Annotated in this window: 21 protein-coding genes and 1 pseudogene; 18 read left to right on the top strand and 4 right to left on the bottom strand. The window is 63.3% G+C overall.

Annotated features, from left to right (window positions below):
• Window positions 1–108 precede the first annotated feature (108 nt).
• Entirely contained in the window at window positions 109–1,017 is a 909-nt protein-coding gene (locus tag B9G49_RS02890; protein ID WP_086215356.1) for a dimethylarginine dimethylaminohydrolase family protein, read from the top strand.
• A gap of 462 nt (window positions 1,018–1,479) precedes the next feature.
• Here the strand turns inward: B9G49_RS02890 and B9G49_RS02885 are convergent, their stop codons facing one another.
• Window positions 1,480–3,270, bottom strand: coding sequence for an ABC transporter substrate-binding protein (locus B9G49_RS02885; protein WP_158093595.1), 1,791 nt, complete (start codon window positions 3,268–3,270; stop codon window positions 1,480–1,482).
• Window positions 3,271–3,439: 169 nt separating this feature from the next.
• Between B9G49_RS02885 and B9G49_RS02880 the strand changes: the two genes are divergently transcribed.
• From B9G49_RS02880 to B9G49_RS02800, 17 genes and pseudogenes are all read left to right on the top strand, one after another.
• The gene (locus B9G49_RS02880; RefSeq protein ID WP_049933236.1) at window positions 3,440–4,453 is read left to right on the top strand and encodes an ABC transporter permease; all 1,014 of its coding nucleotides are present in this window, start codon (window positions 3,440–3,442) and stop codon (window positions 4,451–4,453) included.
• The gene (locus B9G49_RS02875) at window positions 4,453–5,976 is read left to right on the top strand and encodes an ABC transporter permease (protein ID WP_086215354.1); all 1,524 of its coding nucleotides are present in this window, start codon (window positions 4,453–4,455) and stop codon (window positions 5,974–5,976) included. Before B9G49_RS02880 ends, B9G49_RS02875 begins: the two co-directional genes overlap by 1 nt.
• On the top strand, window positions 5,976–7,067 hold the full coding sequence (locus B9G49_RS02870; protein WP_080508691.1) for an ABC transporter ATP-binding protein: 1,092 nt from the start codon (window positions 5,976–5,978) through the stop codon (window positions 7,065–7,067). Before B9G49_RS02875 ends, B9G49_RS02870 begins: the two co-directional genes overlap by 1 nt.
• Before the next feature lie 38 nt (window positions 7,068–7,105).
• Complete coding sequence (locus B9G49_RS02865) at window positions 7,106–8,440, top strand: ABC transporter ATP-binding protein (protein WP_086215361.1); 1,335 nt, start codon at window positions 7,106–7,108, stop codon at window positions 8,438–8,440.
• On the top strand, window positions 8,437–8,904 hold the full coding sequence (locus B9G49_RS02860) for a hypothetical protein (RefSeq protein WP_198943799.1): 468 nt from the start codon (window positions 8,437–8,439) through the stop codon (window positions 8,902–8,904). The genes B9G49_RS02865 and B9G49_RS02860 overlap by 4 nt, the downstream gene beginning before the upstream one ends.
• Before the next feature lie 63 nt (window positions 8,905–8,967).
• Window positions 8,968–9,474 (top strand): hypothetical protein, encoded by a 507-nt coding sequence (locus B9G49_RS16110; protein WP_143414677.1) that lies wholly within the window; start codon window positions 8,968–8,970, stop codon window positions 9,472–9,474.
• Window positions 9,475–9,829: 355 nt separating this feature from the next.
• Window positions 9,830–11,391, top strand: a pseudogene (locus tag B9G49_RS17305) (IS4 family transposase).
• Window positions 11,392–11,490: 99 nt separating this feature from the next.
• Window positions 11,491–12,669 carry a bifunctional phosphopantothenoylcysteine decarboxylase/phosphopantothenate--cysteine ligase CoaBC gene (coaBC, locus tag B9G49_RS02845; protein ID WP_086215353.1) on the top strand — a complete coding sequence of 393 codons (1,179 nt, stop codon included), beginning with the start codon at window positions 11,491–11,493 and terminating at the stop codon, window positions 12,667–12,669.
• An 84-nt stretch (window positions 12,670–12,753) separates the two neighbouring features.
• Window positions 12,754–13,887 carry a monovalent cation/H+ antiporter subunit E gene (locus B9G49_RS02840; protein ID WP_086215352.1) on the top strand — a complete coding sequence of 378 codons (1,134 nt, stop codon included), beginning with the start codon at window positions 12,754–12,756 and terminating at the stop codon, window positions 13,885–13,887.
• Window positions 13,880–14,155, top strand: a complete 276-nt coding sequence (locus tag B9G49_RS02835; RefSeq protein ID WP_049930024.1) for a cation:proton antiporter — start codon at window positions 13,880–13,882, stop codon at window positions 14,153–14,155. The genes B9G49_RS02840 and B9G49_RS02835 overlap by 8 nt, the downstream gene beginning before the upstream one ends.
• On the top strand, window positions 14,152–14,469 hold the full coding sequence (mnhG, locus tag B9G49_RS02830; protein WP_049930022.1) for a monovalent cation/H(+) antiporter subunit G: 318 nt from the start codon (window positions 14,152–14,154) through the stop codon (window positions 14,467–14,469). Before B9G49_RS02835 ends, mnhG begins: the two co-directional genes overlap by 4 nt.
• On the top strand, window positions 14,466–15,005 hold the full coding sequence (locus B9G49_RS02825; protein WP_086215351.1) for a DUF4040 domain-containing protein: 540 nt from the start codon (window positions 14,466–14,468) through the stop codon (window positions 15,003–15,005). Before mnhG ends, B9G49_RS02825 begins: the two co-directional genes overlap by 4 nt.
• Complete coding sequence (locus B9G49_RS02820) at window positions 15,002–15,496, top strand: MnhB domain-containing protein (RefSeq protein WP_049930018.1); 495 nt, start codon at window positions 15,002–15,004, stop codon at window positions 15,494–15,496. Before B9G49_RS02825 ends, B9G49_RS02820 begins: the two co-directional genes overlap by 4 nt.
• Entirely contained in the window at window positions 15,493–15,852 is a 360-nt protein-coding gene (locus B9G49_RS02815; RefSeq protein WP_049930017.1) for a cation:proton antiporter subunit C, read from the top strand. Before B9G49_RS02820 ends, B9G49_RS02815 begins: the two co-directional genes overlap by 4 nt.
• On the top strand, window positions 15,845–17,323 hold the full coding sequence (locus tag B9G49_RS02810) for a monovalent cation/H+ antiporter subunit D family protein (RefSeq protein WP_086215350.1): 1,479 nt from the start codon (window positions 15,845–15,847) through the stop codon (window positions 17,321–17,323). The genes B9G49_RS02815 and B9G49_RS02810 overlap by 8 nt, the downstream gene beginning before the upstream one ends.
• On the top strand, window positions 17,320–18,999 hold the full coding sequence (locus tag B9G49_RS02805) for a cation:proton antiporter (protein ID WP_086215349.1): 1,680 nt from the start codon (window positions 17,320–17,322) through the stop codon (window positions 18,997–18,999). Before B9G49_RS02810 ends, B9G49_RS02805 begins: the two co-directional genes overlap by 4 nt.
• The gene (locus B9G49_RS02800) at window positions 18,999–20,813 is read left to right on the top strand and encodes a Na(+)/H(+) antiporter subunit D (protein ID WP_086215348.1); all 1,815 of its coding nucleotides are present in this window, start codon (window positions 18,999–19,001) and stop codon (window positions 20,811–20,813) included. The genes B9G49_RS02805 and B9G49_RS02800 overlap by 1 nt, the downstream gene beginning before the upstream one ends.
• Before the next feature lie 24 nt (window positions 20,814–20,837).
• Here B9G49_RS02800 and B9G49_RS02795 read toward each other — a convergent pair whose 3' ends face one another.
• The 3 genes from B9G49_RS02795 to B9G49_RS02785 all read right to left on the bottom strand — a co-directional run bounded on the left by B9G49_RS02795 (window position 20,838) and on the right by B9G49_RS02785 (window position 22,630).
• The gene (locus B9G49_RS02795; RefSeq protein WP_049930011.1) at window positions 20,838–21,197 is read right to left on the bottom strand and encodes a hypothetical protein; all 360 of its coding nucleotides are present in this window, start codon (window positions 21,195–21,197) and stop codon (window positions 20,838–20,840) included.
• A 120-nt stretch (window positions 21,198–21,317) separates the two neighbouring features.
• Window positions 21,318–21,671, bottom strand: coding sequence for a MarR family transcriptional regulator (locus tag B9G49_RS02790; RefSeq protein WP_049930010.1), 354 nt, complete (start codon window positions 21,669–21,671; stop codon window positions 21,318–21,320).
• A gap of 74 nt (window positions 21,672–21,745) precedes the next feature.
• Window positions 21,746–22,630 (bottom strand): metallophosphoesterase, encoded by an 885-nt coding sequence (locus B9G49_RS02785; protein ID WP_086215347.1) that lies wholly within the window; start codon window positions 22,628–22,630, stop codon window positions 21,746–21,748.
• Window positions 22,631–22,668: the final 38 nt, after the last annotated feature.

Raw genomic sequence — 22,668 nt, 5'->3', positions numbered from 1 at the left:
TTGACACACTTCACAGCCAAATTAGCAAACAAACGGCTGGAATTTCATGCGAAAGCTACTGTTGCCCAAGTCTTATTAGCAGGTGATGAGGTAGTGTGTCTGTTCACGATGATTGACAACCTCTACGTTGACCCGAATGCGCTTCCGCCACTTGACTCATTCTCACGACGATCCAGAGACGAATCAGTCTTATTTACTACTCCGACGCATTTCTCCGTCGACTACGAGATTAATCCGTACATGGTGTCCGGCGTGGACAGTTCCACTGCGAACCAACAGTGGCACGATCTCGTATCCAGATATGAGGATCTGGCCGACGTTTCGATCATGGATGTCGACGCGGTTTGGGACGATCTTAGCGAGGTCGAAGTTGCCCCGCCCGGGGAACTCCCAGACATTACCTTCTGCTCGAATCATGCCCTTTCGCTTCCAGATCGCGACGGGTTCCTGCTCGCGCAGATGGCAACTGAAGAACGACATGATGAGCCTGCTTACTTCAAGCAGTGGTGTACCAACCGGGATATTCCAACTGAACAGCTTCGTACGGATGTTCCGTTCGAGGGGTGCGGCGATGCCCGCTGGCATCCGGGGCGTCGCCTCCTCTGGGGTGGTTACGGGCCACGAACTGACCTCGAGGCATACCGGGAAATAGCAGACCGCTACGATGTCGGCGTCGTTCCGCTTGAACTCACTGACGACTCATACTACCATCTCGATGTTTGCTTTTCAGCTATCGACGAACAGACGGCCGTTGTGTGTCCTGACGCGTTTACTGACGCAGGCCGGGAAAAACTTGACACGTTATTTGAAACATTGATAGAAGTCTCACCAGAGGCAGCACAGGATCACTTCGCGTGTAACTGCCACTCGCTGTCAGGTGACGTCGTTGTCATCGAAGAGTCAAACCACCAAACTATCCACGCGCTCGAGTCACACGGGTATGAGACTCTCCATGTATCAACAGATGAATTTATGAAAGCAGGCGGCTCGGTGGCGTGTATGGCGTTTCCGTACTAAGCGGAAACGCGCCAGTATCGTCTGCGCTGTCGACAATAGCGATGAGTGACTCTGTTGAAATCCTTATCGAGTGATATATTTCGGCTCGGTCGAGGTCAATTCACAGATATTAAACAATGAAGAGAGAACGTTCAGATATGTATGAGACTCCGTTGTATTTGATGCTAATCGGGCTATCTCTCATACTCGTTTTTTCCGGGCCCTCAAATGGTGCCCTTCCAGCTGTCCTCCAAGCTACCGGTGGATTAATCGCCATCAGTAGCGGTGGAGTGCTTCTCAGAGATGTGTTCAGTCACTCGACAAATAACGGGTAAGCACCCTTCAGCGACCAGCTGTTTCAGACGATAATATATCTGAAGGACAGGATTTCAACAGAGCCCGATGAGTAAAAAAGAGCTCCCAGCAGCGTGGTATTTATGGAGAATCGAGGAGAGCGGCTCGCGCTTTAGCGCGGGGAGGGTGTCAAGACTGTGCGTCAGTATCGATATCGACGCCAGTGTACCGGCTCAGAGCCCCTAGCTCGCCAAACTCGGGCATGTCCACCCAGTCGTACGAGAACCGTTCTGCGGCCGGGTACGCGTAGTTGATCATCGCGCAATCTTCCCAGTTGGCCTCCTCCATCTGGATGAGCGCCTCCTCCCAGCGCTCCCTGGCGGCGTCGTCGCGGGTCGAGTTCTCTTGCATCGTGTTCCACGAGTCGCGAGCGGTCTGTGAGGCCTCGGTGTCGACCCAGTTGAGCGCGACGAGCGGGTTTCCGCTGACCCCCTCGTTGTCCGTCGAGCGGGTGTTCGGCGGATACAGCAGCGCGAGGACGTTGAGCGGATCCGCCCACGACATCCCCCACTCGCCGAGCCCGGCCGGTCGGTTGCCAGCAAACTCGCGGTCAAGCAGCGTCGAGAACGGAGCCGTGCTGATGGAGACCTCGATGTGCGCAGCCGAGAGGCGGTCCCGGAGGTCATTGGAGATCTGCTCGTAGGTGGTGTCCTCGACGTTGAGAATCTCGAACTCGTACGGGTCGTCGTCGCTGTAGCCGGCCTCCTCCATGATCAGGCGGGCCTCCTCGATGTTCGACTCGTTGTATCCGTACGGGTAGTTCTCGCGGGCGTGTTCCTCCGCCGCTTCCGGGCCGCCCGGGAAGAGGGTCGCAGGCGTCATGTGATACCCCGGCTCGACTCGGCCCTTGTACGCGCTGTTGGCGATTTCTTCGTGATCCATCACCCACGCAACGGCCTTCCGAGCTGGCTCGATCACTTGGTCGTTGTTGAACAACATGAACTGCGTGCTCAACCCGGAAATCCGGAGGTAATCGACCATATCACCGTTCTGTACCGGCCCGTACTCACCAACTTGAAGGCCGTTGTCTTGCGTCTCGTTGACCGTCGCCAGCTCAGGATCATATTGGGCGGTCGGGATCGAGAACGCGTCGACGTTCCGGTTCATCGCGTAGTTGTACTGGGCGTTGGTGTCTTCGATCACCTGCCAGTGGACGCGGTCGACCATTGGCGCCTCGCCGTGGTACTCGTCGAAGGCAGTCACTGCCATCTCCTCGCCAGACGTCCACGTGTCAAACTCGAAGGGGCCGGTTCCAACCGGCGACGTAGTGAACTCGTCGTACTCCATTTCACCGTCATACCCCTCGATGTCACCGACGATTCCCTCTGGAAGGACGGCAAACGTCGCGTCTGACATGATATCGAGCGCCGCGTAGTATGGTGATGACAGCGTCACCTCGACCGTCCTGTCGTCAACAGCCTCCACGGCCATCGATCCGGGGACGTACTCTCCCTCTTCGTTTGTCTCGTGTTCGATCCCAAGGTCTGAGAGCAACAGGAACGCCGACGAGGAATCTGGAGACGCTGCGACGCGTTCCCAAGAGTATACAACGTCGGCAGCTCCGACCGAACTCCCGTTGTGAGCAACTACGTCTTCAGTGAGTGTGAAGGTGTACGTCAGCCCGTCATCGGAAATTTCGTACTCAGTCGCGAGCTGGTTAACAACGCCTGACTTTCCTTCCGGCTTCCCAACAAGCCCGTCGAAAACTTGGAAGATGACCTCATTGGCAGATGAAAGGACATTTGCTGGCGGGTCGAACGTGTTGATCGACGCGTTCAACAGGCGCAGCGTTTTCTCGCCATCGCTGGTTGTCTCAGCGCTCTCATCGTTGTCTTCACCATCAGTCGCGTTTCCACCGTCGTCCAACTCGTCTGGGACCTCTTCGTCGCTTCCTCCCGAACACCCAGCAACGGCCGTCATTGCTGCGAGCGCGCCAGTCGACTGTAAGAACCTTCTTCTTGTGCGGTCCGAATCGGAATTCGGCATGACTATGACAAATATGGTAGGAATTTAAATCCTGATGTGATTAGCCCTTTTTGGTGTAAGGACAAGTATTATTACATGATAAGATTATACGATGTCCTAGCAAATGGGACGATGGGAGTATTTTCTCAAGCGCGTGCTTTTGATGGTGCCGATTGTCTTTCTCGGCACGACTGTAACGTTTCTCATCCTTCGGGTGGGACCAATTGACCCCGCGGCCGCGATCATCGGGCCAAGCGGCGACACGGAGGCGTATGCCGCTATCAGGGATAGCCTTGGACTCGATCAACCGCTCTGGATTCAGTACGCGGAGTTCATGCGCGACCTCCTGACGCTCCAGCTGGGAGAATCGTGGGTCGTTGTCCGCGGCCAGTCAGTGTGGGAACTCGTCGGGGTTTATGGCCCTCGAACCCTGTGGCTTGGGTTCTGGTCTATCCTCATCCCGATATTTGTCGGGCTCCCGCTCGGGTTCTATGCTGGGCTCAACCCGAATACGCTCGCTGACTACATCGCCTCTTTTGGCGGGATAGTCTGGCGAGCAATGCCAAACTTCTGGTTAGCCGTGATATTCGTCAGTGTCCTCACGCAATCGGACGCGTTGTTCGGATTCAGTTGGGGGGACTGGCTTGTTGAAACACAGATCGTTACCCCGCCCGACCTTTCGGGGCTGTGGGAACCGACACAGTTTCTTGGTGCGTTGAAAGCGATCCTTCCAGCAGCCCTGGTCCTCGGCTCTGCGTCCATGGGCAATGAGATGCGAATCGGGCGTACGGCGGTGCTTGAAACAAAAAACGCAAATTATGTTGAGATGGCGAAAGCGAAGGGAGTGCCCGGGAGACTCGTCGTTTGGAAGCACATGTTCCGGAACGCACTCATCCCGCTCGTTCCTGTCATTACTGGAGAGGCGTTCCTCCTTCTCGGTGGATCCGTGCTCGTCGAAACTGTGTTCGCAATTAACGGGCTCGGCTACCTCTTTTTCCAAGCAACGATTAATGGAGATGTCCCGCTTGTCGGGTCGTTGATGTTTTTGTTCATTCTGCTCTCGGTCGGGATCAACATTCTCCAGGACTTCCTGTACACCGTGATTGACCCACGTGTTGGATACGACGGAGGCGCATAATGGGAGCTGACACTGACGTCGGGTCGGGCTCGACTCGCACTGGTGAGTTCCGAGAAGAGGTTAGTCGTCCTGAGGGCGATCGCGACCTACCGCTGTCTGAACGGATTACGCGAAATCCAGGTCCCGCAGCGACTTGGGCCGCCGTTGTTGCCGTCCTCATCGCAGTCGAGTTTGGTGCGATCGTCAGCGGGTTGCTGTCGGTGCCCCCGTGGGGGTGGGTCGGCGGGCTGGTCCCAGGAGTCGTCGAACCGGTTGCGGCACTCCTCGCCACAGTCGCCGAGCGGGGAGCCGAGCTGCCGACAATCACCTCTCGCTCTGTCATCGACAATACCGGATACCAAACGCCGAGTGGCTGGGAAGGCACAACGCTCGGCCTTTCACCAGCGGTAGCGTGGGCCCTCCGGGTGGCTGTAATTTACACGTACTCATTCACCTGGCTGCTCGTCGGGTGGTGGGGGTACACGCTGTACCGGCGTCATTACCGGATTCCTGACTGGACGCCGCGTGACGACGTTGTGAACCGATTCCGCCGACACTCGTGGGGGCTATTTGGTCTCACAATCGTGTTCGCGTTTGTCGTCATGGCGCTGTTTGCGCCGGTGCTGGGTCCGACAACTGTCGATCAGAACATCGAGAATCCATACGAGAACCGCATTGATTATTACAACGATGAGACGGGACAAGTCGAATCGATTTTCTTCGGCGAAGCCAACGGTGATACACAGTCTCGCGGACAGGGCGACAACAACGTTGGACCGCTTGAATACGATCAGTACGACCGGTTCCACCCGTTCGGAACACTCCCAGACGGCAAAGACTTGTTCACCTTCATGGCGTCGGGAGCTCGGGTGTCATTGCTTGTTGGGCTCACCAGCCTCGGCATTGCCGGTGGGTTTGCGATGGTATTTGCGATGCTGACGGCATACTACAAGGGACTTGTTGACCTTGGAGTTGTGATTGCTGGTGACTCAATCCAAGCGATGCCCCAACTGTTGTTTATCATTCTCGCGTCGTTCGTCCTTTCCGACACATGGATCGCAGAGGTGTATAACGGCGGGCTCGTCCTCGCGATACTGTTCGGTATCACCGGCTGGCCGGCGCTATGGCGAGCCGTCCGTGGCCCGGCACTCCAAGTGTCGGAGCGTGAGTGGATCGACGCTGCGAAATCGTACGGGCAGCGCCCGCGAGTGACGATGCAAAAGCACATGCTACCGTACGTCGTTGGCTACTTCCTCATTTACGCCTCCCTCTCACTCGGCGGCGTTATTATCGGCATTGCGGGGCTCTCATTCCTTGGCCTCGGAATCGAAGCACCGGTACCTGAGTGGGGCCGAGCGGTGAGCGCGGGACAGCCGTATGTCGCCACGCAGTCATGGCACATCTCGCTCATTCCGGGCATTCTCGTCGTGATCATCGTAACCGGATTCAACGCGCTTGGCGATGGGGTCCGAGATGCGATCGACCCAGAGAGTGACATCGGTGACGGTGGCAACGAGAACGTCGCTGCTGGGGGTGGTGCCTGATGAGCCGACACGCACGCGATGACAACGTGCCATTGAACGCTGATGCGACATCGAGCCGTGACCTAGCGCTCGAGGTGGAAAATCTACGTACCGTTTTCCACACTGAACACGAACAGATCCACGCAGTCGACGGTATTTCATTCAATATTCGACGCGGTGAAACCGTCGGACTCGTCGGCGAGTCTGGCAGTGGAAAATCCGTGACTGCGCGGTCAATACTCGGACTCATTGAATCGCCGGGTGAGATCGATCCAGCATCCGCAATTCGATTTGAGGGAGATAACATCACGGAGTACACTGAGTCAGAGTACGAGTCGATTCGCGGCGACGGGATCGCGATGGTGTTCCAAGACCCCCTTTCGACGCTGAATCCGGTATACACCGTTGGAAACCAAATTAAGGAGGCTCTGTCGCTTCATCAAGACCTTCGTGGTACTGCGGCGACAGAACGCGCAATCGAACTGCTCGAGGAGGTCGGGATTCCGGATGCGGCCCGCCGGGTCACTGAGTACCCGCACCAGTTCTCCGGAGGCATGCGCCAGCGAGCTGTGATCGCGATGGCGCTCGCCTGTGCGCCGGAGGTCTTGATTTGTGACGAGCCTACCACTGCGCTTGACGTCACGATTCAAGCACAGATTATTGACCTCCTCATGGACATCCAGGCAGAACGCGACCTCAGCATTTTGTTTATCACGCACGACATGGGTGTCATCGCCGAGGTAGCAGACCGTGTCAATGTCATGTACGCCGGAGAGATAGTCGAATCAGCGCCGGTTGAACCGCTATTTGCGGAGCCAAAGCATCCGTACACGCGAGGACTACTGCGAAGTATCCCCAGCACTCAAACTAGTGGCGACCGCCTCGAGACGATTAAAGGCGAGGTGCCAACACCGAATGAACCCGCAAGCAGCTGTCGGTTCGCTCCACGATGCCCAAAGTCATTCGAGGAGTGTTCGGAGGTCGCACCAATCCCGACCGCTGTGGGTGACGACCCGGATCATGACGCGGCGTGTCTGCTCTATCCCGAGTCAATGACGACCGACGAGGCAGTAGCTCATCACCGGCCAGCTGATGATGGGGGCGAGCAATGAGCGGCGAGAGTTCTGGAGGTAGCGAGACCAGCCCCGAGATGCGCAATATTTCAGACAGCAACAGCACAGCTAATGACGATGTACTGCTGTCGGTCCGTGATCTAAAGACACATTATGAGGAACGCTCGTTGTTCGGCGGCGACCCGGTCCGAGCCGTGGACGGTGTTAGTTTCGATGTGAGGCGGGGCGAGACGCTCGGTCTCGTTGGTGAGTCTGGCTGTGGAAAGACGACGCTCGGGCGGACGCTCGTCCGGCTTGAGGAAGCAACCGATGGCAACATCGTCATCGACGGTGACGACATCACTACGCTGTCGGGTGATGCCCTCCAACGCTGGAGACGCGACGCACAAATCGTATTCCAAGACCCAGAATCGAGTCTTAATGACCGCCTGACGGTAGGCGAAATCATTCGAGAACCCCTGAATGTCCACAACTGGAAGACGCCCGCCGAGCGCCGACAACGCGTCAGAAATCTCCTCGAGCGCGTCGGCCTCCGTGAGGAGCACTACTACCGGTATCCGCACCAGTTCTCCGGTGGCCAACGGCAGCGCGTCGGGATCGCTCGGGCACTCGCCGTCGAGCCTGATTTCGTCGTCCTCGACGAGCCGGTTAGTGCGCTCGACGTGAGCGTCCAAGCGCAGATTCTCAACCTCTTGATGGACCTCCAAGAGGAGCTTGATCTCACGTACTTGTTCATCGCCCACGATCTTTCCGTCGTCCGCCACATCTGTGATCGCGTCGCCGTCATGTACCTCGGAAAAATAATGGAGTTCGGACCGACAGAGCAGCTGTTCCAAAAGCCCGAGAACCCATATACCCGGTCACTACTATCGGCTGTTCCAACCCCAGACCCGACGGTCAAACGCGATCGGACGACCCTTCGCGGGACACCCCCGAGTCCCCGTGATCCGCCTAATGGGTGTGTGTTCTCGACCCGCTGCCCAGCGAAGATTCGACCCGACGGCTTCGAAGAGCTATCCGAACATGACTGGGATGCGATCGAAGTGTTCCGCGAGGTGCTCCGCGAGCGCTCACGAACAGATCCATCTCTCTCCGAACGAGCCCGTGAGCTACTGGGACTTGAGACCCGGCTCCCGGATGTCGAGGAAGCCGCTGGGGAACTGTTTGCCAGCCGGTCGTTCCCTTCTGATGTACAAGAGCCAATTCAACAGTCCATCGAGGCCGCCAACGACGGGAATGAGGAGCACGCGAGAGAGATCATTACAGCAGCACTCGGTAGTGTCTGCGATCGTGAAGCCCCCTCGCTGCTGGCGACTGGCCGGACTGACAGCGGCCGATCCAGTCGCTGCCATCGCCACAAAGAGGAGTACGCTGACCCAGACGCTAGCGGATCGGATAGTCCCCAGTCGTGAGCTCAGTAGATCGATCTGATGAATGGGTCTCGGAGTTGAGCTGGGCTGAGGTAATCGCCCGGCGGGTGCTTGACGCAACGGTGTACGCACTCGTCGTAACAGCCATAGCACTCGTTGTCGGTGGTGTGATTCAGACAATTACTGGAACAGTGGCGGACGTGGTGTTGTTTACTTTCATACTCGGGATCGTTGTTCTGGGGTACGCGACGTACTGTCTGCTTCCTGGAAGGCCGTGGCATGTTGAGCACACTGAATCGGGCATGGAGCTGACTCGGCATGATCGAACGCAAACTATCGGTAGCCGTGAGGTGACTCGCTTTCAAGCCGTCGTACAGTCAGTTCCGCCGCTCAGATGGTACATGCTCCCACCGGAAGAGCGGTATTCGCCGGCGCTAAAGCTGTTTGCCGCTGGAATCTGTATCCTGTTGACATCGATCGGAATTGAAGCGCTTTTTGTTTGGTAGCTGCTAGCGGACGCGGCCCCGATGTGGAACAGACTTTTGGAAGGTGCCCACGCCCGTAGGGACATGACACGTGACGAATCAGCAGGCGTTGATACGCAAGCCCGAGAGGCCTGGAAGCGGACACTTACAGATGCCGCCGACCTTGCCGAACGTCGCGAGACAGCAGGGTGGACTGTTCTGTATACGCAGTCGAGTGAGACGACGGTCGTGACTAACCCTGATGAAAAGGAGTACGCCTTCCGCCATCTCGTACCCGATGAGGATGCCGACCAGATTAGTGACTGGGTCGCAGACGGAGACTTTCCGCAGTACGATGTCCATAGGGCCACAAAAGTTGGAACCGTCTTTCTCGTCATCGAAATCTTGGACCCCGAACAGGAGCGGTGTCTCCTCATCGCCGCCGCATATCCACTTACTGCGATTGGTGGCGTTAGCGAAACAATTGGTGACCATCCCGTTCAGACACGGATCCGGCAGCTTGACGGCACCGTCGTCGCATCATTCGAACACACTGATAGCGAGAAGTTCCTTCCGTCCGACGCAGGGGGGTTGACTGGCCGTCAAAACTGAACATCACCGGGAACGAACCCAATCGCACTCGTTTGGCTGACCGTGATCGAAGAATCGATGTCCTGGCGTAGCCTAACAAGGACTATCGCCCGTTTTTGAGTGGGTCTCCTCAAGCACGCGGCCGCCTTCGCCGGTCGTGACAATTACTATATCACCGTTGTCCCTCCGGATAGGTGACCTCGGCCTCCAGTACAGTTCACTGTCAGTAGGGATGGAACTACTAATGTACTATGTCACCGTCATTCGTCTTTAGCTAAGCGAAGAACCGCATGACAGCAGCGGCTTATCGAGGCTACTTTTTGAGAGGAATGAGGAGGCGGCAAGTGTGCACCAAGACGCCTCCTCATCAAGAATCATGCGTCGGCTTACTACACTGTTTCCCTCTGAGTTCCTCGAAGAGCACGCCGAGGAACTCGGCGTGGTCGAGCGTGAGGGCAAACTTCAGATTCCCGTCCTCGTGTGGGCGCTCGTGTTCGGCTTCGCCGCAGGCGAGAGCCGAACACTCGCTGGATTTAGACGCAGCTACAACTCTACAGCCGATGAGACGATCTCTCCCGGTGGCTTCTATCACCGGTTGACACCGTCACTTGCAGAGTATCTCCGCGACCTCGTCGAGCGTGGTCTCGACGAGGTCGCTGTTCCCGACGCTGTTGACGCTGATATCGACCGATTTAGGGACGTGATGATCGCTGATGGAACGGTGTTGCGGTTACACGAGTTCCTTTCCAACGAGTTCCAAGCTCGCCACGAGGAGCAGGCTGGAGCGAAGCTCCACCTGCTCCACAATGCCACCGATCAGACGATTGAACGGATTGACGTGACCGATGAAAAAGCGCACGACAGCACGTTGTTCAAGACGGGATCGTGGCTGCATGGACGGCTAGTTTTGTTCGACCTAGCGTACTTCAAGTACCGCCGCTTTGCGCTGATCGACGAGAACGACGGCTACTTTGTGAGCCGGTTGAAGCAGAACGCGAATCCGGTGATAACAGAGGAGTTACGGGAATGGCGCGGTAATGAGTTAGATCAGCTCTGTAAACGAGCGCAGAGATCCAGCGATAGACAGCTTCTACCCTCACTTTACAGATAGTGTGAAACCATCCAACCGTCGTTTATATACTCATCACGAAAACCGTCTTTCTCAGGTGTGTAACCGATGAATTCGGACCCCACCAAATTAATCGAGTGAAACTACGATGAATATGAAAACACGATTAGATTGCCGTACACTTGGTGTACGGATCTCTTAGAGCTTCAATCCTCTTTTGCCGATTAGCTTTCAAACCTTTTCTCAGTCATTAGCGCGCCATTCCCTTAGAAGGGGAGAAGATCCACGACGTGGTCGGTGATCTCTCGCGGGAGTACATTGACGTAGAGGTCGAAGCGGAGTTCAAGCGGGGTCAGTACGAGGGAACACGGTCGCTAGACACGAAGCGGTTCCGCGTCGTCGGCGTCCGGGACGAGGACGCCGACGACTACCATCTGTACATCACAAATCTACCGAGAGAAGAGTTTTTCCCGGCAGATCTAGGGACGCTGTATCGGTGTCGATGGGAGGTAGAAACGCTGTTTCGTGAGTTGAAGACGCAATACGAACTAGATGAGTTCGACACGAGCAGCCCTGTTGTGGTGGAGATTTTGCTGTATGCGGCGTTGCTGTCGCTGCTAGTGAGCCGTGAGTTGTTGGATCTGGTCTCCGAGCAGGCTGACGACGAGATCGTGTTTCCACCGGAACGCTGGGCGGCGACCTTCCGGTCGCACGCCCAGCTCATTCTTCACGAACTCGGTGAGTTCCTCGGCTACTCACCACCGCCGCTGTTGGAGCGGCTGATCGAAGACGCACAAAAGATCCACCAGCAACGACCGATCTTACAAGAGACGCTCGCTACCGCTACTCAACCAAGGTGTGAGGCTTAGCTAAAGACGAATGATCTCGGGACACCACGTCGCGATCGGTCACTCGGGTCGCTCCGCAACGGCATCTTATAAGCCGTCGCGGGGGGAACGGTCTCGGTAATGCTGGACGGGGTCAACGTCGCGCTCGGCGTCTCGGGGAGCATCGCGGCGGTGAAGGTCGTCGAACTCGCGCACGAACTGCGCCGCCACGGCGCGAGCGTCCGCGCCGTCATGTCCCCGGCGGCGACGAACATCGTCCACCCGTGGGCGGTCGACTTCGCGACCGACGAGCCGGTCGTCACGGAGATCACCGGCAGCGTCGAACACGTCGAGTTATGCGGCCGGGAGGGGTGGGCCGACGTGCTCCTGCTCGCGCCCGCGACCGCCAACACCGCGGGGAAGATCGCCGCGGCCGTCGACGACACGCCCGTGACGACCTGTGCGACGACCGCGCTCGGCGCGGACGTACCGGTCGTGATGGCCCCGGCGATGCACGAGCCGATGTACGACCACCCGGGCGTCCTCGACGCCCTCGACCGCTTGGAGTCGTGGGGGATCCGCTTCGCGGACCCGCGTATCGAGGAGGGGAAAGCGAAGATCGCCGCCGAGGAAGACATCGTCACGGAGGCCGCCCGCGCGACGACGCCCCAGACCCTCTCGGACGCGCATATCGTCGTCACCGCGGGCGCGACGAAGGAGCGGATCGACCCGATCCGCATCCTGACGAACCGCGCGTCGGGGAAAACGGGCCGCGCCCTGGCGCGGGCGTGCTACGTCCGCGGTGCGCGCGTGACGCTCGTTCAGGACGGCCCCGAGGTCCCCTACGCCGACGTGGTCGCCGTCGAGACCGCCGACGAGATGATGGACGCCTGTCGGCGGACCGCCGCGACCGCGGATGCGCTGGTGTCCGCGGCCGCCATCTCGGATTTCACCGCCGACGCCGTCGACGAGAAGATCCGGTCCGGATCGCCGCTGTCGGTCGATCTCAGGCCGACGCCGAAGCTCATCGACTCGGTGCGCGAGGCGTATCCCGACCTCCCGATCGTCGGCTTCAAGGCCGAGACGTCGGGCGACGACGCGGCGATGGTGGCGGAAGCGGAGCGCATCCGCGACCGCGTGGGGCTCTCGTTCGTGGTCGCCAACGACGCGAGCGTGATGGGCGAGGAGGCGACGCGGGCGCTGCTCGTCGGCCGAGGGGACACCCGCGAGTTCGTCGGTGATAAGGACGGGCTCGGCGCCCGCGTCGCCGACGAACTCGCCGGCGTCCTCGGGCGATCCGAGAGCGAAACCGTGGGATAACGAAATAGTTTTGACTTTGCCATTGTTTTGCCACACTGGATAGTCTCGCGTTTTTCGCACGAAGACGTGAGAGACAGTTCACACATGTCAGACACAGACGCCCGCCGAATACTCGTTCCCGTCGGCGACTCGGACAGCCTCCGAGACACTGTCTCGTACGTCGTCGACTCGGCGACCGAGACGGCCCCGGCGCCGGTCGAGATTCACTTGGTCCTCGCGGCTCGGACGCAGGCCGTCAGTCCCGACGCCCCGACGGAGCTCGGCACAGCCCGCGAACAGTTGGAACGCGTCGCCCTCTGGGTCGAGGAGGAGACGGCCGAGGGGACGGTCGTCGCTCGGGAGGACCGAGAGGCGGACGCGGCGGGCGAGCCCGAGGCGGACGCGGACGGCGAAGCGCCCGCCGGTGCGGCCGATGCCCCCGGGTGGCTCACCGTCGTCACCGACACCGTCGGAACCGACCGGTACCTGTTCAGCCCGGGCGACTACGCCGACGCGCTCCTCGAGTACGCGGCCGCGGCGGGTATCGACCGGATCGTCGTCGACCCGGAGTACAAGCCCGGCGGCACCGCGTCGATGCTCCAGCCGATGTCGGTGGAGCTGGCCCGCGGCGACGTGCCGGTCGAGACGGCGCCGGTCGACCGACCGACCGAGGGGGCGGTGCTCGCCCGCGCGGCGTCGCTGTCGAAGTACCTCTCCGTCTTCGTCGTCTCGTACCTGTTTTACATGTCGCTGAGCGCCTGGAAGCCGCTCGACTTCTTCACCGGCTTCGTGACGGCGTCGATCGTCTCCCTCGTCCTCGCGCCGGTCGTGGCGAACCGCTCCGCGCCGCTCGGGGTGACGCTCCGCCGGCTGGCCCGACTGCTGGTGTACGCTCCGTACCTGGTCAAGGAGATCGCGGTCGCGAACCTCCAGGTCGCGTACGTCGTCCTCCACCCCGACATGCCGATCGACCCGGAGGTCGTTCAGCTCCGCGCCGCGGTCTGGGGCGACGGCGCGGTGACGACGCTCGCGAACAGCATCACCCTCACGCCCGGAACCTTGACCGTCAACGTCTCCGAGCGCTCGTTCGACATCCACTCGCTGACCGCCGACTCGCGCGCGGACCTCTTCGACGGCGGGTTAGAGCGCGCGGTTCGGTTCGTCTTCTACGGCCGCGCGGCGGCCCGGATCCCGACGCCGCGCGAACGCGGCGACGCCGGGGAGGGACGAGATGGTTGAGTTCGAGACCGCGCTGCTGGCCATCGCGGCGGCCTTCGTCCTCTTCGCCGTCGTCGCGCTGTACCGGGTGTACGACGGGCCGACGACCCACGACCGCGTCATCGCGGTGAACGTCGCCGGGACGAACACCGTCATCGCCATCACGCTCGTGGCCGCGGCGTTCCAGCAGTCGACGTTCCTCGACGTGGCGCTCGTGTACGCCCTGCTGAACTTCCTCCTGTCGATAGCGTTCTCGAAGTTCAACGTCGAGCGCGGGGGTGTGCTGTGACGCCGACCGAGTGGGGCATCGTCGCCCTCGCGCTCGCCGGGGCCTTCTTCGGCGGCGTCGCCGCAGTCGGCCTCGTCCGACTGCCGGACGTCTACACCCGTTCGCATGCCGCCTCGAAGAGCGACACGCTGGGGGCGATCCTCGCGATCGCCGCCGCCGCGCTCGCGCTCCAGTCGGGGCTCTCGACGGCGAAGTCCGTCTTCCTCCTGTTGTTCATGTTCATCACGAACCCGACGGCAGCACACGCCGTCGCCCGCGCGGCGCAGGACCAGGGAATCGAACCGTGGACCGCCGACGAGGGTGACGAGCCATGACGCTCTCGCTGATCGAAGCCGTGCTGCTGGTGTTCGTCCTCGGCTGCGCAGTCGGCGCGGCCCTGCTGAAGGACACGCTGGCGGCGGTGATGGCGTTCGCGGCGTACAGCCTCGGCGTCTCGGTGCTCTGGCTCGTGCTTCAGGCGCCCGACGTCGGGCTCACGGAGGCGGCCGTCGGCGCCGGCATCATGACCGTGCTGTTCCTGCTGGCGCTGTCGAACACCGCCTCGCCGGACGTCGACCGCCTGTTCGAGTCGATCGGGTGGCAGACGGCGGCGCTCGTCGCCGGGTTCGTCCTGCTCGTCGGCGCGACGGTCCCCGCGCTCCCAGCCATCGGCGACCCGAACTCGGCGGTCGTCGGCGGCGAGGTGACCCAGTACTACCTCGAGAACGCGTACGCCCAGACCGAGGTCAAAAACGCCGTGACGGCCGTCCTCGCCGCGTACCGCGGCTTCGACACGCTCGGCGAGGGCGTGGTCGTCTTCAGCGCCGTCGTCGTCACGCTGTCAGTACTGCGCCGCGAGGTGGTGGCATGAGCACCGGCGACGCGGACCCGGCGGCGGGCGACGACGAGGGGCCCGGGCTGTACGTCGAGTCGACGATCATCATGACCACCGTCCGGTTGGTCGCCCCGTTCATCCTCACGTTCGCGCTGTTCATCATGTTCCACGGGGCCGACTCGCCCGGCGGCGGGTTCCAGGGCGGCGTCATCGCCGGGTCCGTGGTGATGATGCTCGCCTTCGCGTACGGCATCGACTCGACCCGTCAGTGGCTCGACGTCCGCGTCGTCTCCGCGCTGGCCTCCGGGGGCGTGTTCGCGTTCGTCGGGATCGGTCTCGGCGCGATGGCGCTCGGCGGACAGTTCCTCCAGTACGCGGAGTTCGAGGCGCTGTTCGGCCACGCGATCAAGTACGCAATCGAACTCGTCGAACTCGGCATCGGCGCCATCGTCGCCGCTGTCGCGATCGGGCTATTCTTCCTGCTCGCGGCCGGCTTCGACGGCGTCGCCGAGGGGGACTCCTCATGACACTCGACTTACTCACGACGCACTACAACTACTACGCGGTCGTCCTGCTGCTCGGGATCGGGCTGTACACCGTGATCGAATCCAGGAACCTCGTGAAGAAGGTGATCGGGATGAACGTGTTCCAGACCGGGATCTTCCTGTTCTTCATCACGCTCGCGTACCGCGCAGGCGGCAATCCCCCGGTCGTCACCGAGGGCGCCGGCCCGTACGTGAGCCCGCTGCCGCACGTGCTCATCCTGACCGCCATCGTCGTCGGCGTGAGCCTGACCGCGGTGGCGCTCGCACTGGTCGTGCGCGTCTACTCCGAGTACGGCACGCTCGACGAGCACACCCTGGAGGAACTCTACCATGATTGACCACCTGATCGTCCTGTTGGTCGTCCTGCCGATCCTCGGCGCCGCGGTCCCGCCGCTGGCCAGTCTCCGCTACGACCGCGTCGGCTGGGCGGTCGCGACGGCGACGGCCCTCGGGCACGCCGTGCTCGCCGGCGCGCTCGCGTGGACCGTCTGGACCGACGGGGTCGTTCGGTACGCGGTCGGCGGGTTCGTCGCCCCCTACGGGATCGAACTCGTCGCCGACGGACTGACGATCCTACTCGTCGCCCTCATCAGCGCGGTCTCGCTCGGCGTACTCGCGTACGCACGTCACGCGGGCCCCCACGAGAACTCGTTCTACTCGCAGTTCCTGCTCCTCGTCGCCGGCCTGTCCGGGATGACCGTGACCGGCGACGTGTTCAACCTGTACGTCTTCCTCGAGATCACCGGGCTCGCGGCGTACGGGCTGGTCGCGAGCGGCCCCGGAGCCCGGTCCGCCGTCGCGGCCCTGAAATACCTCATCATCGGAACCATCGGCGCGTCGCTGTACCTGCTCGGCGTCGGCTACGCGCTCGCCGCCACTGGCACGCTGAACATGGCGGACCTCAGCGACAAACTCGCCGCCGCGGGATACGACTCGACGCTCGTCTTAACCGCGTTCGGCCTGATCGTCGCCGGACTCTTAGTGAAGGTCGCGCTGTTCCCGATCCACACCTGGCAACCCGACGCGTACGCGGACTCGCCGGACAGCGTGAGCGCGTTCATCTCGGCGCTCGTCTCCACGGTCTCCGCGTACGCCCTGGCGCGCGTGTTGTTCTCCGTGTTCACGGTCGACTTCCTCGAGGCGGTTCCGATCGCGCGCCAGGCGCTGGTCGCCGTCGCCTGCGTCAGCATCGTCGCCGGGAGCGCCCTCGCCGTCGCGCAGTCCGACGTTCAGCGCATGCTGGCGTACTCGTCGGTGTCGCAGTTCGGCCTCGTGATCGCCGGATTCGCGATCGCGACGCCGCTGGCGGTCGTCGGCGCGACCGTCCACCTCGTCGGGCACGCGGTGATGAAGGGCGGCCTCTTCGCCGCGACCGGGATCATCGAGCGGAAGACCGGCGCGACGACGGTCGGCGGGTACGCCGGGATCGCCGGTCGCGCGCCGGCCGCCACCGGCGCCTTCACGCTGCTGGCGCTCGCGATGGTCGGCGTTCCGCCGGCCGTCGGGTTCATGGGGAAGTGGTACATCGTCCTCGGCGCGGTGAACGCCGGGTCCTGGCCGGTGGTCGCCGTCCTCTTGGCGAGCACGCTGCTGACGCTGGCGTACTTCGCGCGGCTCGCCGAGCGACTCTACTTCGCCGAGGCAACCATCGCGCCGGAGGCGGTCGCCGCCGACGGGGGTGAGCGCGTCTCGACGGCCATGATCGTGACCGTCGTCGTCGCCGCCGTCCTCGCCGTGGGACTCGCGGCCGCCGTCCCGGTGATAGACCAGTTGATCGACATGACCGTGTTCGAGCTGATGCTCCAATGACCGACGTCACCTCCCTTCGACCGTTGTTCGCCGTGCTCGTGTCGGCCGTGGCCATCCCCGTCATCCTCTCGCTCCGATCGCGGCCGAACGTCCGTGAGGGCGTCACCCTCACCGTCGCCGCGACGAAGTTCGCCCTCGTCGCCAGCATGGTCCCCGGCGTCCTCTCGGGGACCACCTACGTCACGCGGATCGGCGAGCTGGGCGACGGTATCTCGCTCGTGCTCCGCGCGGACCCCCTCGGGATCCTGTTCGCGCTGCTCGCGAGCCTCCTGTGGATCGTCACGAGCTTCTACTCCATCGGGTACATGCGCGGACTGAGCGAACACGCGCAGACCCGCTACTTCGCCTCGTTCGCCGCGAGCCTCGCCTCGGCCGTCGGGGTCGCGTTCGGGGCGAACCTCGTCACGCTGTTCGTCTTCTACGAGCTGCTGACGGTGTCGACGTACCCGCTGGTCACGCACGACGAGACCGACGAGGCCCGCGCGGCCGGCCGGAAGTACCTCACGTACACCTTCGGCGGCGGCGTGGCCGTGCTCGGCGGGACCGCGCTCGTCTACGTGCTGACGGGCACCACGGCGTTCACGCCGGGCGGGATCGAGGCGCTCGCCGGCGCGGACCCGACGCTGGCGCGCGTGGCGTTCGGCCTCCTCGCCGGCGGGTTCGGCGTCAAGGCGGCGCTGATGCCGGTCCACTCGTGGCTCCCCGACGCGATGGTCGCGCCGACGCCGGTCTCGGGGCTGCTCCACGCGGTCGCGGTCGTCAAGAGCGGCATCTTCGGCATCGCCCGCGTCGTGCTTGACGTGTTCGGCACGGAGACGATGGCGGAGCTGGGCGTGGCGGCGCCGCTCGCGGTCGTCGCCGCGATCACGCTCCTGACCGCGAGCGTCATCGCACTGCGGCAGGACAACCTCAAGCGGCGGCTGGCGTACTCGACGATCAGCCAGCTGTCGTACATCGTCCTCGGGCTCGCGCTGCTGGAGGGCGAGGCGCTCGTCGGCGGGCTGCTCCACATCCCGGCGCACGCGTTCATGAAGCTCACCCTCTTCTTCTGTGCGGGCGCAATCCACGTCGAGACCCACACGGACGACATCAGCGACATGGCCGGCATCGGCGACCGGATGCCGCTGACGATGGCGGCGTTCGCCGTCGCAGCCGCGGGGATGGCCGGCATCCCGCTGATAGCCGGGTTCGTCAGCAAGTGGTACATCGTCATCGGCGCCCTGGAGGGCGGCGGCCTCGTGTTTGCCGGCGCGCTGCTGGTGTCCGGCGTCCTCAACATCGCGTACTTCTGGCCGATCGTGTACCAGGCGTACTTCGAGTCACCGGACGGGCACGACAAGAAGCCGCTCGTGACCGCGGCGCTCGGCGGCCGCGGGAGCCCCCGCGCCGACGGCGGCCACGAGGCCGCGACGCACGCGAGCGCTGGCGAGACCGCAGCGCACGGCGATGACCACGAGGCGGCGACGCACGAGGGTCACGACGACCACCACGGCGGCCCGCCGGCGGGCGGGTGGGACGTTCGTGGCTGGCGCGGCGCCGAGAGCACGTGGTTCATGCTCGGGCCGATCCTGACGGCCGCGAGCCTCTCGGTCCTGCTCGGCGTCGTCCCGCGGACGGCGGTGTTCCTCCGGATAATCGAGACCGTCGTCGGTTCGCTCCCGGGGGTGATGGGCTGATGACCGCCGCGCTCACCGCCCTCCCGCCCGGTCCGGTCCTCCTCGTCATCGCCGCGCTGATCGCCCTCACGCCCCGCCGCGTCGGGCACGCGCTGGGCGTCGCCGCGTCCGGGGTCGCGGTGGCTTGGGCGTGGACCGTCCCGGCGGGCGCGCACCTCCAGGCCACGTTCCTCGGCTTCGACGCCGTCCTGCTCAACGTCGACGAGTTCTCGCGGCTCATGGGGCTGATATTCGGGATCATCGGCGTCGTCGCCGTCCTCTACTCGTACGCGAGCGAGGCCGAGAGCATTCAGACCGCGTTCGCGTTCTCCTACGTCGCGACGAGCTTCGGCGCGGTGTTCGCCGGCGACTGGCTCACGCTGCTGTTCTTCTGGGAGCTGATGGCCGTCACCAGCACGCTGCTCGTCTGGCACTACCGCGGCGAGGCGGTCCGGGCCGGCTTCCGGTACGCGCTGCTCCACGGCCTCGGCGGGACGCTGCTGATGGCGGCGATACTCGGTAACTACGTCGCGAAGGGGACCTTCCTGTTCGCCACGGTGCCGGGCGGCCCCGAGACGGCGGGGATCGTGGCAGGGCTCCCGGCCGCGCTCGCCGCCGTCGGCATCGGCGTCAACGTCGGGTTCATCGGCCTCCACGCGTGGCTCCCCGACACGTATCCGCGCCCGCACATCGCCGCCAGCGTCTTCCTCTGCGTGTTCACGACCAAGACGGGCGTCTACGGGATGTACCGGGCGTTCCCCGACGGGCACGTCGCGATCGCCTACATGGGCGGCGGGATGGCCGTGTTCGGGGCGACGTTCGCGCTGTTCCAGAACGACATGCGGCGGCTGCTCTCGTACCACATCCAGTCGCAGGTCGGCTACATGATCGCCGGCGTCGGCATCGGGTCGGCCCTGTCGCAGGCCGGCGCGTTCGCCCACGTGTTCAACCACATCCTCTACAAGGGGCTGCTCTTCATGACGGCCGGCGTCGTCGTCTACCGGACCGGCGAGGAGAGCCTGAAGAAGCTGGGCGGGCTGGCCCGCGACATGCCGGTCACCGCCGGCGCGTTCACGATCGCCGCGCTGTCGATCGCGGGGTTCCCCGGGTTCAACGGCTTCGTCAGCAAGGGGATCATCATCTCCGGGAGCCACTACACCTTCCCGAAGGGCCCGCTCCCGATCGGCGACTTCCATACGCTCGAATGGCTGCTCCTGCTCGGCGGGATCGGGACGTTCATGTCGTTCATCAAGTTCGGCTACTACGCGTTCTTCCACGGGAGCTACGACGGCGACGTGCGGGACGCCAACCGGGGGCAGAGCGTCGCGATGGGCGCGGTGGCGGTGCTCTGCGTCGCTTACGGCGTCCTCGTTCCCACCTCGCCGCTCGCGGCGGTCGTCCCGGCCGACGTGGGACTGTTCGGGATCCTCCCGTTCGACGTGACGAGCGAGGCCGTCGTCAAGAAGGTGTACAAGACGTACACCGTCGACCACCTGATCGAAGGCGTCGCCCTCGCCGTCCTCGGCCTGATCGGCTTCGCGCTCACCAAGAAGCCGCTCTCGAAGCTGGGGCGGGTCCCGGACGTCGACTCGCTGTACAACCCCGCCGTGTTCTACGGCACCCGCGGGCTCGTGGTCGGCGTCACGGAGCTTTACGCCGCCGTCGACCGCGCCGTCGTCGGGCTCACGACGGCGACCGTCCGGACGGTCACCGACCCGCAGGCGGCCGTCCGACGCGTCGGCAGCGACGTCGAGATCAAGTCCGGGATCGGCCGCAGCGTGCTGATCCTGACGCTGGCGGTCGGGATCGCACTGTTCGGAGTCCTGTTCCTCTGACCGCAGCCAAGCGCCGCCGCGGTCTCATTCTCCGCCGCCGCGACGGCGGCGCGCCTGTTCGCTGAGGGTGAGGAAGGCGACCGCGCCGAAGAACGCGATCACGAATCCGAACACCGTCGCGTCGCCGCCGCCGGCGGACTGCGCGAACAGGATCGGGGTGACGCTCAGTCCGAAGAGGCCGACGCCGTACCCGAGCCTGTCGCTGCGGTCGTCGAACCGCGGTGCGGCGGCGAGCAGCGAGATGTCGAACGCGAAGTAGAAGTACGCCGCGCCGACGTAGACGGCGGCGGTTCCGAGCGCGGTCGGGACCGACGAGACCAGCGCGTACACGCCGAGCGCGGGGACGACGCCGACGCCGAGTGCGAGCGGGAGGGCCCTGTTCATACGGGATCGATCCGGATCCGATCGAGTAAAACCCTCGGGGCGGCGGTGGGCTGCGAACGTCGATGAAACTGGCAGGACCGTATTCGAAGCGGGGCGGCGCAGAGTCGCTCGCCGCCGGCCTCAGTACTCCTCGTACGCGAGGTTCATCATCCACTGCGAGAAGGCGTCCGCCTGCGCGTCGACCTCCTCCTCGCCGATGAACGGCGAGAGCATGTCGTCGGCCATAAGCAGCGAGAAGTCGAGGTCGCGCGGGGCGGGCTCCAGGTAGTAGGTGTTGTGGCCGTTGTAGACGGTGTCCTCCCGCTGGATCAGGCCCGACTCCTCTAGCGCATCGGCGATGCGGCTCCCCTTCCGCGACGAGACATCGAGTTCCTTCCAGAAGTCGCTCTGGTGGATGCCGCCGGTCTCGCGGATGAGTTCGAGACCGGCGCGCTCGTCCGCCGACAGGTCGGACTCGATTTCAGACGCGCTCATACTCTCTCACGCCTCCCGAATCGGTTAAAACTGGCCTTCCGCTCGGCCCGCCCCGAGCCCGCGCGAGCGCCGCCTCACCAGCGCGTGAACGCGAACTCTCCCCGCGCCGGGCCGACAGTCACGACGCCGACGCCGCGGAAACCGAGGTTGAGCAGGTGCGGTCGACCGCCGTCGCCGTCACCGGGGTCGTACCCGAACGCGTGCGAGTGACCGCTGAACGCGGCGAACACGTCGTGGTCTCGGACCGCGAGGGCGAGCGCAATCGACCCGGTGTGGAGGTGCTCGCGGTCCGTCTCGCGCGTACCGACCGCGTGGTGGCGATCGAAGGACGTACCGAACGGCGGCACGTGCGTCGCGAGTAGCACGTCGGAACGGCGCCGCAGGCGGTCCGAAAGCCGCTCGTACGTCGTCTCGATTTCGGCCATTCCGCGGTGGAACGCGACCGCCTCCTCGTCCGCGATGCCCAGCGACGCGGCGACCTCCTCGGTCGACGCCGCTCCGCTGACGACGCGGTGACACGCGTCGAGCAGGTCGTCCGCGAGACGGTCGGCGGCGTGTCTCCGGTCCTCGCGAGGGGCCGTCCGCGGGTCGAGCGCGTCGAAGTCGGTCTGCGGGAGCGACGGAGCGAGCGACCGGCGCTCGCAGCCCCACCCGACCACGGTGAGGTTCCCGAGCGTCCGCGCGCTCAGGTGCTCCGCGGTGGCCCCGAGAGCGGTGTCGACCACTTCCCCCGGCATCGGCGCTGGGTCGTGGTTCCCCGGGACGTAGACGACCGGCACGTCCGACGCGAGTCGCCCGATGAACCGGCGGGCCAGCTCGGCATCGTCGTCGCCCGCGCGGTGCGTGAGGTCGCCGAGGACGAGCGCGGCGTCGACGCCCGCCGGCGGCGACACCGCGGCGAGGTCGTAGTCGTCGGCCGCGGGCTTCAGGTGGAGGTCGCCGAAGACGAGGAGCCGCATGACCGCTACGTCCGTCTCCGAGGTAAAAACGTCCCGCC

The sequence above is a fragment of the Halorubrum sp. SD683 genome (genome assembly GCF_002135045.1).
Taxonomy (GTDB): domain Archaea; phylum Halobacteriota; class Halobacteria; order Halobacteriales; family Haloferacaceae; genus Halorubrum; species Halorubrum ezzemoulense.
Note: the sequence above shows the minus strand (reverse complement) of the source record. Positions and strands in the feature narration are given on the sequence as shown.

Bases quoted from the DNA above. Each gene is read 5' to 3' on its own strand.
- B9G49_RS02890 (WP_086215356.1), top strand. From the start codon at position 109: ATGATTGACAACCTCTACGTTGACCCGAATGCGCTTCCGCCACTTGAC.
- B9G49_RS02885 (WP_158093595.1), bottom strand. From the start codon at position 3,270: ATGACGGCCGTTGCTGGGTGTTCGGGAGGAAGCGACGAAGAGGTCCCA.
- B9G49_RS02880 (WP_049933236.1), top strand. From the start codon at position 3,440: ATGGGACGATGGGAGTATTTTCTCAAGCGCGTGCTTTTGATGGTGCCG.
- B9G49_RS02875 (WP_086215354.1), top strand. From the start codon at position 4,453: ATGGGAGCTGACACTGACGTCGGGTCGGGCTCGACTCGCACTGGTGAG.
- B9G49_RS02870 (WP_080508691.1), top strand. From the start codon at position 5,976: ATGAGCCGACACGCACGCGATGACAACGTGCCATTGAACGCTGATGCG.
- B9G49_RS02865 (WP_086215361.1), top strand. From the start codon at position 7,106: ATGCGCAATATTTCAGACAGCAACAGCACAGCTAATGACGATGTACTG.
- B9G49_RS16110 (WP_143414677.1), top strand. From the start codon at position 8,968: ATGACACGTGACGAATCAGCAGGCGTTGATACGCAAGCCCGAGAGGCC.
- coaBC (WP_086215353.1), top strand. From the start codon at position 11,491: ATGCTGGACGGGGTCAACGTCGCGCTCGGCGTCTCGGGGAGCATCGCG.
- B9G49_RS02840 (WP_086215352.1), top strand. From the start codon at position 12,754: ATGTCAGACACAGACGCCCGCCGAATACTCGTTCCCGTCGGCGACTCG.
- B9G49_RS02835 (WP_049930024.1), top strand. From the start codon at position 13,880: ATGGTTGAGTTCGAGACCGCGCTGCTGGCCATCGCGGCGGCCTTCGTC.
- B9G49_RS02825 (WP_086215351.1), top strand. From the start codon at position 14,466: ATGACGCTCTCGCTGATCGAAGCCGTGCTGCTGGTGTTCGTCCTCGGC.
- B9G49_RS02820 (WP_049930018.1), top strand. From the start codon at position 15,002: ATGAGCACCGGCGACGCGGACCCGGCGGCGGGCGACGACGAGGGGCCC.
- B9G49_RS02815 (WP_049930017.1), top strand. From the start codon at position 15,493: ATGACACTCGACTTACTCACGACGCACTACAACTACTACGCGGTCGTC.
- B9G49_RS02810 (WP_086215350.1), top strand. From the start codon at position 15,845: ATGATTGACCACCTGATCGTCCTGTTGGTCGTCCTGCCGATCCTCGGC.
- B9G49_RS02805 (WP_086215349.1), top strand. From the start codon at position 17,320: ATGACCGACGTCACCTCCCTTCGACCGTTGTTCGCCGTGCTCGTGTCG.
- B9G49_RS02800 (WP_086215348.1), top strand. From the start codon at position 18,999: ATGACCGCCGCGCTCACCGCCCTCCCGCCCGGTCCGGTCCTCCTCGTC.
- B9G49_RS02795 (WP_049930011.1), bottom strand. From the start codon at position 21,197: ATGAACAGGGCCCTCCCGCTCGCACTCGGCGTCGGCGTCGTCCCCGCG.
- B9G49_RS02790 (WP_049930010.1), bottom strand. From the start codon at position 21,671: ATGAGCGCGTCTGAAATCGAGTCCGACCTGTCGGCGGACGAGCGCGCC.
- B9G49_RS02785 (WP_086215347.1), bottom strand. From the start codon at position 22,630: ATGCGGCTCCTCGTCTTCGGCGACCTCCACCTGAAGCCCGCGGCCGAC.